The 14,270-nt window shown below is 70.1% G+C and carries 13 protein-coding genes; 8 read left to right on the forward strand and 5 right to left on the reverse strand.

Annotated elements, in window-relative coordinates; all coding sequences use genetic code 11:
• Window positions 1–501: a hypothetical protein gene (locus FHW73_RS00980; RefSeq protein WP_183424845.1), complete on the forward strand. Its 501-nt coding sequence runs from the start codon at window positions 1–3 to the stop codon at window positions 499–501.
• Window positions 502–613: 112 nt separating this feature from the next.
• On the opposite strand, the gene FHW73_RS00985 is transcribed toward FHW73_RS00980, so the two are convergent.
• Both FHW73_RS00985 and FHW73_RS00990 read right to left on the reverse strand, forming a co-directional pair.
• Complete coding sequence (locus tag FHW73_RS00985; protein ID WP_183424846.1) at window positions 614–1,042, reverse strand: PepSY domain-containing protein; 429 nt, start codon at window positions 1,040–1,042, stop codon at window positions 614–616.
• A 120-nt stretch (window positions 1,043–1,162) separates the two neighbouring features.
• Entirely contained in the window at window positions 1,163–2,503 is a 1,341-nt protein-coding gene (locus tag FHW73_RS00990; protein WP_183424847.1) for a PLP-dependent aminotransferase family protein, read from the reverse strand.
• Between the two features lie 156 nt (window positions 2,504–2,659).
• On the opposite strand from FHW73_RS00990, the gene FHW73_RS00995 reads away from it, so the two are divergent.
• A complete protein-coding gene (locus FHW73_RS00995) occupies window positions 2,660–3,145 on the forward strand; it encodes a PaaI family thioesterase (RefSeq protein WP_183424848.1) in 486 nt (161 codons plus the stop codon).
• Between the two features lie 34 nt (window positions 3,146–3,179).
• On the opposite strand, the gene FHW73_RS01000 is transcribed toward FHW73_RS00995, so the two are convergent.
• Together FHW73_RS01000 and FHW73_RS01005 are read right to left on the reverse strand one after the other, a co-directional pair.
• Window positions 3,180–4,610: a UdgX family uracil-DNA binding protein gene (locus FHW73_RS01000; RefSeq protein WP_183424849.1), complete on the reverse strand. Its 1,431-nt coding sequence runs from the start codon at window positions 4,608–4,610 to the stop codon at window positions 3,180–3,182.
• Between the two features lie 478 nt (window positions 4,611–5,088).
• Window positions 5,089–6,375, reverse strand: a complete 1,287-nt coding sequence (locus tag FHW73_RS01005) for a putative DNA modification/repair radical SAM protein (protein ID WP_183424850.1) — start codon at window positions 6,373–6,375, stop codon at window positions 5,089–5,091.
• Between the two features lie 251 nt (window positions 6,376–6,626).
• On the opposite strand from FHW73_RS01005, the gene FHW73_RS01010 reads away from it, so the two are divergent.
• The 6 genes from FHW73_RS01010 (at window position 6,627) to FHW73_RS01035 (ending at window position 13,663) form a co-directional block, all read left to right on the forward strand.
• Window positions 6,627–7,403: a cytochrome c oxidase subunit II gene (locus FHW73_RS01010; RefSeq protein ID WP_183424851.1), complete on the forward strand. Its 777-nt coding sequence runs from the start codon at window positions 6,627–6,629 to the stop codon at window positions 7,401–7,403.
• The gene (gene ctaD / locus FHW73_RS01015; protein ID WP_345776126.1) at window positions 7,400–9,943 is read left to right on the forward strand and encodes a cytochrome c oxidase subunit I; all 2,544 of its coding nucleotides are present in this window, start codon (window positions 7,400–7,402) and stop codon (window positions 9,941–9,943) included. The genes FHW73_RS01010 and ctaD overlap by 4 nt, the downstream gene beginning before the upstream one ends.
• Window positions 9,940–10,305: a hypothetical protein gene (locus FHW73_RS01020; RefSeq protein ID WP_183424852.1), complete on the forward strand. Its 366-nt coding sequence runs from the start codon at window positions 9,940–9,942 to the stop codon at window positions 10,303–10,305. Before ctaD ends, FHW73_RS01020 begins: the two co-directional genes overlap by 4 nt.
• Window positions 10,306–10,324: 19 nt before the next feature.
• The gene (locus FHW73_RS01025; protein ID WP_183424853.1) at window positions 10,325–10,864 is read left to right on the forward strand and encodes a DUF2231 domain-containing protein; all 540 of its coding nucleotides are present in this window, start codon (window positions 10,325–10,327) and stop codon (window positions 10,862–10,864) included.
• A 178-nt stretch (window positions 10,865–11,042) separates the two neighbouring features.
• Window positions 11,043–12,713: a diguanylate cyclase gene (locus tag FHW73_RS01030; RefSeq protein WP_221187382.1), complete on the forward strand. Its 1,671-nt coding sequence runs from the start codon at window positions 11,043–11,045 to the stop codon at window positions 12,711–12,713.
• Complete coding sequence (locus FHW73_RS01035; RefSeq protein ID WP_255492536.1) at window positions 12,710–13,663, forward strand: hypothetical protein; 954 nt, start codon at window positions 12,710–12,712, stop codon at window positions 13,661–13,663. The genes FHW73_RS01030 and FHW73_RS01035 overlap by 4 nt, the downstream gene beginning before the upstream one ends.
• A gap of 115 nt (window positions 13,664–13,778) precedes the next feature.
• On the opposite strand, the gene FHW73_RS01040 is transcribed toward FHW73_RS01035, so the two are convergent.
• Window positions 13,779–14,240 carry a CopD family protein gene (locus tag FHW73_RS01040; RefSeq protein ID WP_345776127.1) on the reverse strand — a complete coding sequence of 154 codons (462 nt, stop codon included), beginning with the start codon at window positions 14,238–14,240 and terminating at the stop codon, window positions 13,779–13,781.
• Window positions 14,241–14,270: the final 30 nt, after the last annotated feature.

The raw sequence follows: 14,270 nt of genomic DNA on the forward strand, positions 1-14,270 counted from the left end.
GTGACCCATCCCGATCCGACTCCCCGGGCCGAGCCCGCATCGCGCACGCCGATGGTGATCGGCGCGGTGTTCGTGCTGCTCGGCGGTATCTTCATCGGCGCATTGGGCACGACAGTCATGCTGCGCACGAGCATCGGTTCGGCCGGCGATCTCAAGGCACGCGAGGCGATCCGCCTGCAGGGCCTGCTGGCGGCCGACGACGGGCGGCTGGATCCGGCGCAGACCGCCGAGCGTGCGACCGCGGCCTTCGCGCACAGTTTCGTGGTCAGCGCCGCGGCGCTCGATGCGGTCGCCTCGCTCGACGATCGCCAACGCATGCTCGACATCGCACGCTGGCTGGTCGACACCGGCGCGCTGGCCGACCGACGCGATGCCGTCTCGCGCTGGGCCCAGGCCGCGGCGCACTGCCTGGTCGCCACCCCCGACCAGCCGCGCACTGCCGCCAACTGCGTCCGCGACGCGATGCCCGACGACGTGCCGCGTCCCGATCGCGGCGACTGATCCGCAGGCCCGTGGTGTCGTTGCGGCCATTCGCACACGACGCCAGCCGCCGCGATACGACAACGCCCGGCTTGCGCCGGGCGTTGGTCGCAGATGCAACGTTGCGCAGCGATCAGTCGCGCGACTGGCTGATCACGCGCCCGTCCTGCGGGTCGAGCTTGAGGTCGACGCGCTGGCCTTCTTTCGTGTCCGCTTCGGCTTCCCACAGACCGTCATCGAACTTCACGTCCTCGATCCTGGTGAAGCCGGCGGCGGTGAGCTTGGCGCGGATATCGGCCTCGCCCAGGGTCGTTGCGCCGGCATTGTCCGGATACACGCGACCGGTCGCCGGATCCAGACGGACATCGATCTTGCGCCCATTGGCATCCTTGGCGTCGGCCTTCCACAAGCCATCCTTGAACTCGAGATCAGTCACGTCGGTATAGCCGCCGTCGGTCAGCGCGGTGCGGACCTGGGCGCTGGTCATCGCGTCCTGCGCAACGGCGGCACCGGCGGTCAGGGACAGCGCGAGCGCCAGGCCACGGATCAGGGTCGTCTTCATCGAAAAGGCTCCTGGGAAAGGGTCGGCCGAGTGTTCGGCGGCCCGCGCGAAGCAGCGGTGAATGGCGGTCGTCGACACCGCGCTCGGTTCATCGATGTGATGTCGAACGCGGCCAGCCACTCAGACCGGCAGCCGCTCGAGCGTATCGCGCACGCGCTGCAGCACCGCTTCAAGGGCGTCCAGCGGCACCGAGCCCAAGCCCAACCGCAGCGCATGCGGACGCTGCCGGCCGGTTGCGTAGGCCTCGCCCTTGGAGACCGCGATGCCGCGCTCGGCCAGCGCTTGCGCGGCGCGGTCCATGCGCAGGTCCTCAGGCAGACGCAGCCACAGGAACGGCGATGCGGGATGCGCGCGCAGGTCGAGGCCGGCGAACACGTCGGCCGCGATTGCTTGGCGCCGACGCGCGTCATGGCGCAATGCGGCCTCCTGCTGCGCGACCGTGCCGTCGGCGATCCAGCGCGTCGCCATCGCCGTCATCAGGCTCGGCAGACTCCAATGGCTGGCCCGGATCACCGCCTTGACCCGCACCACACAGTCCGCAGGCACGACGACATAACCGAAGCGCAGACCACTGGCCAGGCTCTTGGACAGGCTGGCGACGTGGAACGTGCGCTCGGGCGCCAACGTCGCCAGCGCGGCCGGTGCCGGGTCCGCCAGCCACGCATAGGCTGCGTCTTCGATCAGCACGCAGTCGTGGTGTCGCGCGATTGCCACCAGCCGTTGCCGCTGCTCGGTGTCGAGTACCCAGCCCAATGGGTTGTGCAGCGTCGGCATCGCGTAGATCGCCCGGATCGAGCGGTTGCGGCACAGCCGCTCCAGGGCGTCGAGATCGGGCCCGTCGGCGCACGCAGGCACCGGCGCGAGATCCAGCGCCTGCAGCTCGGCGAGCATGCGAAAGCCCGGGTAGCTCAAGGCGTCGACCGCAACCGCATCGTGCGGCCGCAGCATCGCCCGCACCACCACGTCCAGACCATGCTGCGCGCCGTTGACCAGCAGAACCCGCTCCGCATCGGCCTCAATGCCCCGCGAGACAGCCAGCAGATCGGCCACGATCCGACGCTCGTGGCGCCGCCCGCCGGGCGGTTGCTGGTGCATCAGCGCCGCCAGGTCGCCGCAGGTCGCCAACTCGCGCAGCATGCCGCGCAGCAGCGCCGCCTGGCCGGGCCAGGTCGGATGGTTGAACGACAGGTCGACCGCGTTCGCGCTGCGTCGCGCCTCGTCGCCACTGTCCCACTCGCGCTGCGGCGGGCGATCGCGCACGAACGTGCCGCGTCCGGTCTCGCCGACGACCAGGCCCATCGACCGCAACTGCGCATAGACCTTGCTGGCCGAGGCGACCGCGATCCCATGTCGGGCGGCCAGCACGCGATGGGTCGGCAGGGCGGTGCCCGGCGCCAGCTGGCCGCTGTGGATCTGCGCGGCAAGGCGTTCGACGATGACCGCGACGGGCGAAGTGGCCATGCACGCGTCCCTAGGACAATTTCTTGATTGCTCCAATCTACGCGATCACGCTCCCGGGCGAAACGCGGCTGCCGCCCAACGCAACGGCCTCACCTGTGGGCCTGGTGACGCCGCGCCGCCACGTCATCCACGCCTCAAGTCCCAAGAGGAGCGCTTATGTCCAATGCCTCACCGCGCCTGCCGATCCTCGACCACCTGCAGCGCCTGCTCGATGGACGTCCTGTCGACCCCACCGCCATCCCGCTGCGCTATCCCACGGCGATCTCGCAGCTGCTGGGCTTCCGGCTTGTCGCGGTGAGCGAGGCGATGGCCGCCATCGAGCTGGAGGCCGATCCCGAACGCCACGGCAACCAACAGGGCACCGTGCACGGCGGCCTGTTGTGCGAACTGGCCGATGCGGCCATCGGCACCGCGCATTCGACGTTGATGCAGCCGGGCGAAAGCTTCACCAGCATCGACCTCGATGCGACCTTCGTGCGGCCCGTCTGGCGTGCGCGTCTGCGCGCGCATGCCTGGGCCGAACATCGCGGCCGCACGATCACGCACTACCGCTGTGACATCCAGCGCGAGGACGGCAAGGTCGTCGCGCGCATGGCCAGCAAGGTCATGACGCTGCGCGGCGTGCACGCCCAGGGCCGCTGAGACGACCGACCCCGCATGGGCCTCACCTCTGTCGTCAGGCTGCCGTCAGCAGGCGCAGATCGTCGACGAATCCGGCATAGGCCTGGGCCTGCGCGGCGGGATCGCCCTGACGCAGCACCCACGACGGATGCACGGTGGCAAAGGCGCGCACGCCGTCGTCGCGCGTGCGCCACAGCCCGCGCTCCTCGGTCAGTCGCACGCCCGGCCCGAACACCGCGCGCGCGGCGGTCGCGCCCAGGCAGACGATGCGCGCGGGCCGCAGCTGCGCGATCTCGGCGCGCAGCCAGCCATTGCAGGCCTCGACGTGGGCGACATCGGGGCGGCGATGCAGCCGCCGCTTGCCGCGTGGCTCGAAGCGGAAATGCTTGACCGCGTTGGTCAGATAGAGCGAACCGCGGTCGATGCCCAGTTCGTCGAGCGCGCGCGAAAACAGCCGGCCCGCGGGGCCGACGAACGGCCGGCCCGACAGGTCCTCCTCGTCGCCCGGCTGCTCGCCGACGATCATGGTGCGGGCATCGCCCGGCCCTTCGCCGAACACCGTCTGCGTCGCCGGTTGCCACAGCGGACACCGCCGGCAGTCGCGTGCGGCCTCGCGCAGCGCGTCCAGTCCGCCGGGCGCCGGCGCAGGCGCTGCAGGCGCAGCCGGGATGCGCCGACGCGGCGCCTGATGTGCGCGCTCGGCCATCTCGCGCACGCGCACACCCGCCTCGCGCACCAGTGCCGGCAGCAGCGCCGTCTCAGGCAGGTGCTTCCAGTACTTCTGCGGCATCTCGGCGCGCATCATCGTGGTGTTGAGCCGCGCCGGGTTGAAGATGTTGGCGTAATAGGTGCGCCACAGCGCCTCGCGCGCGTCTTCGGCCGGCGCATCGGCACGCATGCCGCCTGGTGCGAAGGCCAGCGTCCGGCCGTCCCACAGCGCGCTGCGATATGGCGTCACGATCGCCCAGCGCATGCCGGCGAAGCGGCGCGCGAAGAACGGCGCGACCCGATCGACGATCCAGTGGTCGGGCTCGAACCAGGCGACGTATTCCTCGTCGGCGCCGGGCACGGCGCGGAAGCGCACGAAGGCCTTCATCTTGTGGGTATCGCGGCGCACCGCCTGGGCCATTGTGCGTGCGCGATGCACGTCAGGGTCGGCCGCGCGCAGCAGCAGTGCGCGCTCGCCCTCGGCAATGCGCCAGAGCATGCGGTACAGCAGGCCATGGCGGTCGTCGGCGCGATGGCAGAGCACGGCATCGGCGAGGGCCAGAAATTCGGAGGGCACGCGCGGCGCACTGCGTTGCGCAGGCAACGCGGCGAGGTCCAGGCCGCCCAGCAGCGAGCCCTGCGCGCCGCCGCTCCAGTCGAGCTGCTCAGGCGGCAGGCCCGCGCACAGCGCAGCACGCGCCGCGCTGCGCCAGGCGCCGGCATCCCAGGGCGGATCGACCGTCGCGGTCACGCGTGCATGGGCGGACGTCGACCTCATGGACGCCGCGCTCCTGGCCTTGCGCAGCATTGCGCTCGCCTCCTTCCCCCGCTACGCGGGGCATTGCGCCCTTCACGGGTGAAAGGTTGGGATGGGGGCAAGCCCATAGCGTGCAGCGATCGGAACGTGCGCCCCCACCCAACCCTCCCCCGTAAACGAGGGAGGGCTGCATCGGCGCGTGCGCCGCAGCGTGGTGCTTGTCTGCTTGCATCATCGACGGCCGCGTACTGCGCTTGTCTCCTTGCGCCGTCGATGGACGCGAATAGCGCTTGACTCCTTCCCCCGTTGACGGGGGAAGGCCGGGATGGGGGCGAACCGACAGCACACTGCGATCGGAACGTCGGCCCCCACCCCGCCCTCCCCCGCAAACAGGGGAGGGCGGCGCAGGTGCGAGCGCGTGTTGCTCGTGCGGGTCTTGAAGAACCCACCCGAACACCAGGGCCTGCGGTGCGCTGAAGGGCCATGTCCTTGCAGGCCGTCAGAACAGGCTCGCCTGGCGCGGTTGCGGGGCGAGTTCGCTGCGCAGGCGGGCGGGATCGTCGAGGCGCTGGCGGGGATGGTGGCCGGGCACGACGACGAACGGCATGACTTTCTTCAGCGGCACACGCAACCGCGCGAGATCGTCGAGGCGCAAGGCGCCGTGCGGGCGCGCGGCGATGATGCGCTCGACGTTGCGCGCACCCAGCCCCGGCACGCGCAGCAGCATCTCGCGCGGTGCGCGGTTGACGTCGACCGGGAAGCGCGTGGGATTGCGCAAGGCCCAGGCGAGCTTGGGATCGACGTCGAGGTCGAGCATGCCCGCCTCGGTGCCGTCTGCGACCGGTACGCCCTCGGCGGCGGGTTCGGGCGCGATCTCATCGACGTCGAAACCGTAGAAGCGCAGCAGCCAGTCGGCCTGGTAGAGCCGATGCTCGCGCAGCAACGGCGGTGCCTGCAGCGGCAGGGTCTTGGAGGCGTCGGGAATCGGGCTGAAGGCCGAGTAGTAGACGCGGCGCATGCGGTAGGTGCCGTACATGCGGCTGCTCGATTCGAGAATGCGGCGATCGTTGGCGCCGTCGGCACCGACGATCATCTGCGTGCTCTGGCCAGCCGGCGCGAATCGCGGCGCCTTGGCCCGGCGCACGCCCACCGCCTGTCGCTTGGCGCGGCGCGCGTCCTTGTCCTCGTCGATGCGCCACTTGAGCTCGCCCATCGCACCATGGATGCCGGCATGGGTCTTTTCCGGGGCCAGCGCCGACATGCCGGCCTCGGTCGGCAACTCGATGTTGATGCTGAGCCGGTCGGCATAACGGCCGGCCGCAGCGAGCAGTTCGGGCGCGGCATCGGGAATGGTCTTGAGGTGGATGTAACCGCCGAAGCGATGGTCCTGCCGCAGGCTGCGTGCGACTTCGACCAGTTGCTCCATCGTGTAGTCGCCGTTGCGAATGATGCCGCTCGACAGGAACAACCCCTCGATGTAGTTGCGCTTGTAGAAATCCAGCGTCAGATCCACGACCTCCTGGGTCGTGAAGCGCGCGCGGCGCACGTTGCTCGACACGCGGTTGACGCAGTACGCGCAATCGAACACGCAGAAGTTCGTCAGCAGGATCTTGAGCAGCGACACGCAGCGGCCGTCGGGCGTGTACGAGTGGCAGATGCCCATGCCCTCGGTGCTGCCGATGCCGCCGGTCTTCGACGAATCACGCCGGTTCGCACCGCTCGACGCGCAGGAGGCGTCGTACTTGGCGGCGTCGGCGAGCACGGCGAGCTTGTCGGTCAGGTTCACCTGGGCACCGTGACAGGTCCATGTCTCAATCTGTGAGACGGCATCGTCACCGCGCTGAACACTGGCGGCGAAGGCCTGTTGGGCGCCGAGCCGTCAACCTTGCCGCGCTGCCGGGGCCTGATACACGCGCATTCACATCGCGTGGCCGTGCTGGCCGCTAGCGTGCAGCGCGGGTCTGTCGATCGACACGATCCGCGGCGTGTGCATCCAGGGGCGGCATCATCGAGCATCGGAACCGACAACCACGGCGCATGTGCGCCCGCATCGCCGCGCTGGCCGGTCTCGCGCTGACTGGCTTCGGGCTGGCCGCCTGCGCCGGTCCGCAATCGGCACTCGACCCCGCCGGCCCGGCTGCGGCGCAGATCGCCTTCGGCTGGTGGCTGATGGCCGGCGCATTCACTCTGGTCTGGGCGCTCGTGCTCGCGCTGCTGTGGCGTGCGCTGCGCCGCCGCGAAGCTGGTCAGGCGCTGCGGCGGCCCGAACGCCTGGTGGTCTGGGGCGGTCTGGTGCTGCCGACGCTCGTGCTGACGGCGCTGCTGGTCTACGGCAGCCTGACCAGCGCGCGCGTGACCGGGGTCGGCGTCGAGCCGGACATGGTGGTCGAAGTGACCGCCCGGCAATGGCAATGGCATTTCCGCTATCGCGACCGCGATGACGCGGTGCTGGGCGAGAGTGTCGACGCGCTGGCGATGCCGCTCGGCCGGATGGTCGAGTTCCGCATCACCAGCGAGGATGTGATCCACAGCTTCTGGATTCCAAGACTCGGCGGCAAGATCGATGCGATCCCCGGCCGCGTCAACGTCTTGCGCCTGCGCGCCGATGCCGCGGTGGCGATGCGCGGCCAGTGCGCGGAGTTCTGCGGCCTGGAACACGCGCGCATGCTGTTCCCGGTGCGCGTGATGGACGTCGACGCCCTGCCCGGCTGGCTGGCCGAACAGCCCGCGCCGCGAGCCGACGAGCCGCCATCGGCGCAGGCGCCGGCCGGCCGCGCACCGCCGCGCCATCGCGCCTCGGAGAACGTGCTGTGAGCGGTGGCCTGGGACCCGATCCGGTACTGCCTTCACCGGGCGACCGCCTGCGCCACGCCGAGCGCCTGGCGCTGCTCGAGCGCGTGTGGTCGAACCGGCGCGGGCTGGTCGGCCAACTGACCGCGGTCAACCATTCGACGATCGCGATGCGCTTCATCGTCACCGGCTTTGCGTTCCTGCTGATCGGCGGGATGCTGTCGATGTTCATCCGGCTGCAACTGGCCTGGCCCGGCCTGCAGGTGCTCGACCCCGAGCGCTACGCGCAGTTCGTGACCATGCACGGCACGACGATGATGTTCCTGTTCGCGGTGCCGATCATGGAAGGCTTCGCGATGTACCTGATCCCGAAGATGCTCGGGTCGCGCGACCTGCCGTTCCCGCGCCTCTCGGCATTCGGCTGGTGGTGCTATCTGTTCGGCGGGCTGTTCCTGTATTCGAGCTTCCTGTTCGGCAGCGTGCCCGATGGCGGCTGGTTCATGTACACGCCGCTGACCGATGCGACCTACTCGCCGGGCAAGGGCGCGGATTTCTGGCTGATCGGCGTGACGTTCGCCGAGATCGCGGCGGTCACCGCAGCGGTGGAGCTGATCGTGGCGATCCTGATCACGCGCGCACCGGGCATGGACCTGACCCGCATGCCGGTGTTCGCCTGGGCGGTGCTGGTGACCGCCTTCATGATCGCGTTCGGCTTCCCGCCGCTGATCCTGGCCAGCCTGCTGCTCGAGATCCAGCGCGCGTTCGACTTTGCGTTCTTCGAGGTCGCGCGCGGCGGTGACCCATTGCTGTGGCAGCACCTGTTCTGGCTGTTCGGCCATCCCGAGGTCTACATCATCTTCCTGCCAGCCGCCGGCGTGGTGTCGATGGTGGTGCCGACCTTCGCCCGCCGCCCGATCGTGGGCTACACCTGGATCGTGCTGGCGCTGGTGGCGACAGGCTTTCTGAGTTTCGGGCTGTGGGTGCACCACATGTTCGCGGTCGGCATCCCGTTGCTGGCGCTGGCGTTCTTCAGCGCGGCGAGCATGATGGTGGCCATCCCGACCGGCATCCAGGTCTTTGCGTGGATCGCCACGCTGTGGTCGGGCAAGCCGTGGCTGCGGGTGCCGATGCTGCACATCGTCGGCTTCTTCGTGGTGTTCGTCTGCGGCGGGCTGACCGGGGTGATGCTGGCCTTCGTGCCGTTCGACTGGCAGGCGCACGATACCCACTTCGTCGTCGCGCACCTGCACTACGTGCTGATCGGCGGGCTGATGTTCCCGATGTTCGCCGGGCTCTACTACTGGCTGCCGCTCGCGAGCGGGCGCATGCCGTCCGAATCGCTGAGCCGCAGCGGCTTCTGGCTGGTGTTCATCGGCATGAACCTGACGTTCCTGCCGATGCACCTGACCGGCCTGGTCGGGCTGCCGCGGCGCGTCGACAGCTATGCGATGGAGCTGGGCGTGCACTGGCTGAATCTGGTGTCGACCGCGGCCGGCTTCGTGCTGGCGGTCGGGGTCATCGCGATCCTGATCGATGTGGCGCTGTGCTTCGTGCTCGGTCGCCGCGCCGAGGCCAATCCCTGGCAGGCCGGCACGCTGGAATGGGCGCTGCCGCGACCGGTGCCGGCGTACAACGTCGCCTCGGTGCCCGAGGTCGGCGACCGCTACCCGCTGTGGCACCGTCCGCAGATCGCCGATGAGGTGACGCGCACCGACGGCCTGCTCGGCGAGGCGCACGACGGCCGCCGCGAGATTCTCGGCACGGGCATTCAATCGGCGCGCCCCGAGCAGGTGATCCGGGTCTCGACCTCGACCTGGTGGCCGCTGCTGGCGGCGCTGTCGATCGGCGTGTTGCTGACCGGCTTCATCACCTCGCAGTACTGGCTGTCGGTGCTGATGCTGGTGCCGCTGATCGGCCTGTTTCTGGTCTGGGCCTGGACCACCGGTGACCGCCACGCGCCGGCGTCGATCGAGGTCGCACCCGGCCTGACCCTGCCGACGCAGGCGGCGGCACGCAATGCGCCGGGCTGGTGGGCGCTGGTGGCGACATTGCTGATCGATGGCTCGCTGTTCGCGTCGCTGGTGTTCGCGTACTTCTACCTGTGGCTCAACGCGCCGGCGTGGCCGGCCGGGGGCGCACACCTGGCGGCCTGGGCGCCGACGCTCGCCGCGCTCGCGGCGCTGACGGTGCCGCTGCTGTCGGCATGGGCCGCGCCGCGCGCGCTGCGCGCCGGGCGGCGCGGGGCCGCGGTCGCCTGGCATGGGGTCGCCCTTGTCGCCGGCGCGGCCTTCCTCGCGCTGCACCTGCCGACGATCTGGCAGTCGACCGGCGCGCCGCAGGTCCACGCCTACGCCTCGGTGGTGTGGACGCTGACCGGCTTCCATGCGGTGCACATCGTTGTGGCGATGCTGATCGGTGGCTTCGTCGCGCTGCGCATCCACCGCGGCCATGTGGACGCGGTGCGCAGCCTGGAGTCGCGCGTGGCCGCCGGCTTCTGGCGCTATGCGGTGGGCCAGGGCGTGGTCGCCTGGGGGGTGCTGCACCTGTTCCCGAGGTGGCTATGAGCCGGCCCGAGGGACGTCTGGGCCTGACCCGCATGGCCGCGCCGCTCGCGGTCTGGGCGCTGCATTTCGTCGTCGTCTACAGCTTGCAGGGGCTGGCCTGCGCGCGCGGGCTGGGCCGCACGCCGGTCGCGGGGCTCGAGGCCATGAGCTGGGCGCTGTGGGGCGTGACACTGCTCGCGCTGCTGGGCATCGCGTGGTCGGGCCGCGCGGCCTGGCGCGCACGTCAGGCCGCCGCACCGACCCGTCCACCGGGTGACCGCCGCCAGTTCCTGCCCCTGCTGACCGTGCTCGTCGCGCTGGTTGCGGCCATCGGGGTCGTGTTCACCGCGCTGCCGATCGCGCTGCTGCCCACCTGCGCCTGACGCGCCCAACGAGACCCTGATGCGCAAGGACCTGAAACAACCCGTCCCCAAGACCCAGAGCCACACCGTCGAGAGCGTGGTGGCGATCGCCAAGCACCCGATCCATCCAATGCTGGTGACGTTCCCGATCGCGTTCCTGTCGATGGTCGTCGTCGCCGACGGTCTGTACCTGTGGCTGCGCGTGCCGTTCTGGGCGGAGTTGGCGTTCTGGCTCAATGTCGGCGGGCTGGGCTTTGGCGTGTTGGCCGGGATCGTCGGCACGATGGACATGATGTCGATCCGCGTGGTGCGGCGGCACGTCTCGGCCTGGAACCACTTCATCGTCGCGGTCATGGTGCTGGCGATGGCCGCGCTCGGCGTGTGGTTGCGCCTGCCCGACCCCGTGGCCGCGGTCTGGCCCTGGGGCCTGTTGTCATCGGCGGTGATGGCGCTGCTGGTGGCGGTCGCCGGTTGGCTCGGTGGCACGCTGAGCTTTCGCCACGGCGTCGGGGTCTACGGCGACGAGGAGGCGGACACGCCGAAAGGCCGCGACCTGGAGAAGACCCCGCCAGCGGAGTGACCACGTCGGGCGATGCCGGCCCATGTGGCCTGGCATGCGGCACGCACGACCGATGCCCGGTCACGCGAAGGCTGAATGCGGCTGAGCAACCCCGCCGGGCGCCGTGCCCTGCGCCGGCCCGGGGCCTGCGATATTCTGCACGCTCTCGGGGAGAGCACGCGGCACAGGCATGGGGATGGTGGCTCGTTGGGCGGCGGCGGCCTTGCTATGGGCGTGCGCGACCGCGACGTATGCGCAGGCCTGGACACTGCAGCGCCTGGACGATGCAACGGCGAGCGCCGATGCGCCGCCGGCGGACACGGCCGGCCCGCTGCGGCCCAGCCGACCGGACATGTTGTTCGAGCGCGAACGCGGCGGCGTGTGGTGGAAGCTCACCAGCCGGATGGATTTTCCGGCCGACGAGGCACCCAAGCTGCTGCTGTACACGCCCTTCCTCAACCAGATCGAGGCGTGGCCGCCAGGTGCGGACACGCCCTCGCGGCACGGGGTCTACGGCGCGCATGCCGACGACCGCTATTCGCCGCGCGCGCTGGTCATCGACCTGCCCGATGGCCTGCGCGCCGGCCAGACGGTGTGGCTGCGGGTCATCGCCAACGGGTCGATCCCGATGCACGTCGACATCGCGCCCCTGGCGCAGGTGCAGCGCGAGGACCTGCACTACGCCTACCGGCGCGCCTTCAGCCTGGGCGCGACGACGGTGCTGCTGTTGCTGGCCGCCGCGTTCTGGTTGCGCCTGCGCGAGCGCGCGCACCTGTACTTCGCCGCGAATCTGACCTGCGTGTTGACCTACCTGCTGGTGCTGGGCGGCGAGGCTCGCGACATCCCGCTGCTGGAGGCGGCATTCGGCGAATCGCTGCAGCCGCAGCGCGTGCTGGCCTCGCTCGGTGGCCTGTTCGCGATCCTGTTCCAGGCGCGCTATCTCGACGTGGATCGCCATCTGCCGCGGATCGCGATCGTGCTGCGCGTCTGTGCGGCGGCGATGGCCGCAATCGCCTGCGGTCATGCGCTGTTCGACAGCCGGTTGCTGTCCTATCTGGGCAATCTCGGGCTGATGGTGTCATCGGTGATCCTGCTGCTGGTCGCATGGGCCCAGGCCTGGCGCGGCCAGCGCGAGGCCCGGATCCTGTCGATCGCCTGGCTGCCGCTGCTGGGCTTTTGCATCCTGCGCACACTCGAACTGATGGGCGCCTGGAACGCGCCGGCGTGGGTGGGCAGCGGCATGGATCTGGGCCTGGCCACCTCCGGCCTGTTGCTGACGCTGGGCCTGGCCGATGCGATGGTCGAGATGCGCCGCGACCGCGACCGCGCCAGCCGCCTGGCAATGTTCGACGGCTTGACCGGATTGTCGAGTCGCAGCGCGATCGAGCAGCGCCTGGCGCAGGAGATCGCACAGGCCGAAGGCAGCGCGGCGCCGCTGTCGGTCGCGTTCATCGATCTCGACCGCTTCAAGGCCATCAACGACCAGCACGGCCATGCGCTGGGCGACGAATGCCTGCGCATCGTCGCCGCCCGCGCCCGCAACCGCCTGCATGATCGCGATGCACTGGGCCGCTACGGCGGCGACGAGTTGTTGGCCGTCCTGCCCGGGGCCACGCTCGCGCAGGCGGGAGCGACGGCGCAGGCGATCTGCATGGCCGTGCGCACCCATCCGCTGTCGGCCGGCGAGCAGACGGTGTCGCTGTCGCTCAGCATCGGCGTGGCGCAGTTCGTGCCCGGCGAATCGATGGCGACCCTGCTCGCACGCGCCGATGCCGCGCTGTACATCAGCAAGGCCAACGGCCGCGACCGCGTCAGCATCGCCCCACCTCCCGTTTCCCTTCCCACCGCCCACATGGACGCTCGCGCATGACCCAGACCCTCGACACATCGACACCGCCGCCGGCCACCGAGCAGGACCTGTTGCCCGGCGACATCCTGCTGATGCTCAGCAGCGGTCAGCTCTCCACACTGATCGCCTGGTGCGGCGACAGTATCTACAGCCATGCCGCGATCGTGGCCGACCAGGGCGATCTGATCGAGGCGGCCGCCTCGGGTGTGCGCCGGTATCCGCTGGCGAAGCGGCTGGTCGACACCACCGAGATCGTGCTGATCGACGCCTACCGTCCGCTGGCGCACGACGGCAGTGCGCTCGACGAGGCCGACCGCAAGCGCGTGCTGGACAAGGCCGAGTCGATGATCGGCATTCCCTATCCGGTCGATGCGCTGGCGTTTCTGGGCGTGGTCGTCGCGGTTCGTGGCAAGTGGCCGCAGAACTGGCTGGCGCGCATCGTCGTGCGCGAAGCGCTCGACCACCTGATCCAGGACAATCCGAGCCATATGATCTGCAGCGAGGTCGTCTATCGCGCCCTCGCCGAATGCGATGCACAGCCGGTGGGGCGGCTCGCACCGCGCATCGTGATGACCGGGCCGACGCATCTGCCGTTCCCCAAGATCGATGCCAAGGCGCTGCTCGAAGAGGTCTGGGGGCTGCTGCATCCGCAGCGCCAGCAGGCACTGGCGGCCATCCGCACCCACCTGCAGACCGATCCGAAGGCGGCGACCCCGCCGCTGCAGGGCGCGCCGGCCGACGCCGCATTGCGCGAACGCGCCAACACCGTGCGCGATCGGCTGGGCCTGTCGGTGCTGCCGATCACCGCCAGCGTGGACGATGCCGGCGCCCTGCTCGAGGAAGCCTCGGCCGAGACGCCTGCCCGCGCGATCCCGCATCCCAATCCCAAGCTGGTGATGCCGCTCGATCTGGCCAGTTCGCCGTCGCATACGCAGATCGGTCGCCTGCTGCAGGCCGACACCGTCCAGTGACGGGCACCGGTGCGCCCCACATCGGGGCGCACTGCATCAAGGCGCAGGGTAGCGGGCGTTGTCGATGGCGACGTCCGCTTGAATCGAGCCGCGCTTCGACGCCCGTATATCGCCGTCAGTGGGACGGCGCCGACGCCTGCGGCGGTGGCGGCAGATCGCCGATCGTGCGCGGCTTGGCGCCGGTCAGCGCGGCGATCGACAACAGCAACACCAGCGGCACCCAACCGATCGCACGGTAGAACGTCGGCCCGTGGTGGTCGCGGTCCTGGCCCAGCTCGTACAGCAGCAGGCCGAAATACAGGTGCAGCAGCACCGCTGCGGCGACGACCACCAGCTTGAGTACCAGCCACGCCCCACTGGGCCCGAACGCGATCAGCACGCCGCCGGCGACGATCGTCACCAGCGCGGCCGGCGTCATGACGCGGAAGAACAGCGTATTGGTCACCGGATTCCAGAACGCGGGCTCGGCATCGATCTCGCGCCGGTGCCGCGCCACGAACAAGCGCGGCAGGAAGAACAGCCCGGAGAACCAGACCGTCATCGCGAGGATGTGCAGCACCTTGAGCCAGAAGTACACCGGCGACTCCGGGACGGGGATCCACGCAGC

The organism is Luteimonas sp. RC10 (assembly GCF_014192745.1).
Lineage (GTDB): Bacteria > Pseudomonadota > Gammaproteobacteria > Xanthomonadales > Xanthomonadaceae > Luteimonas.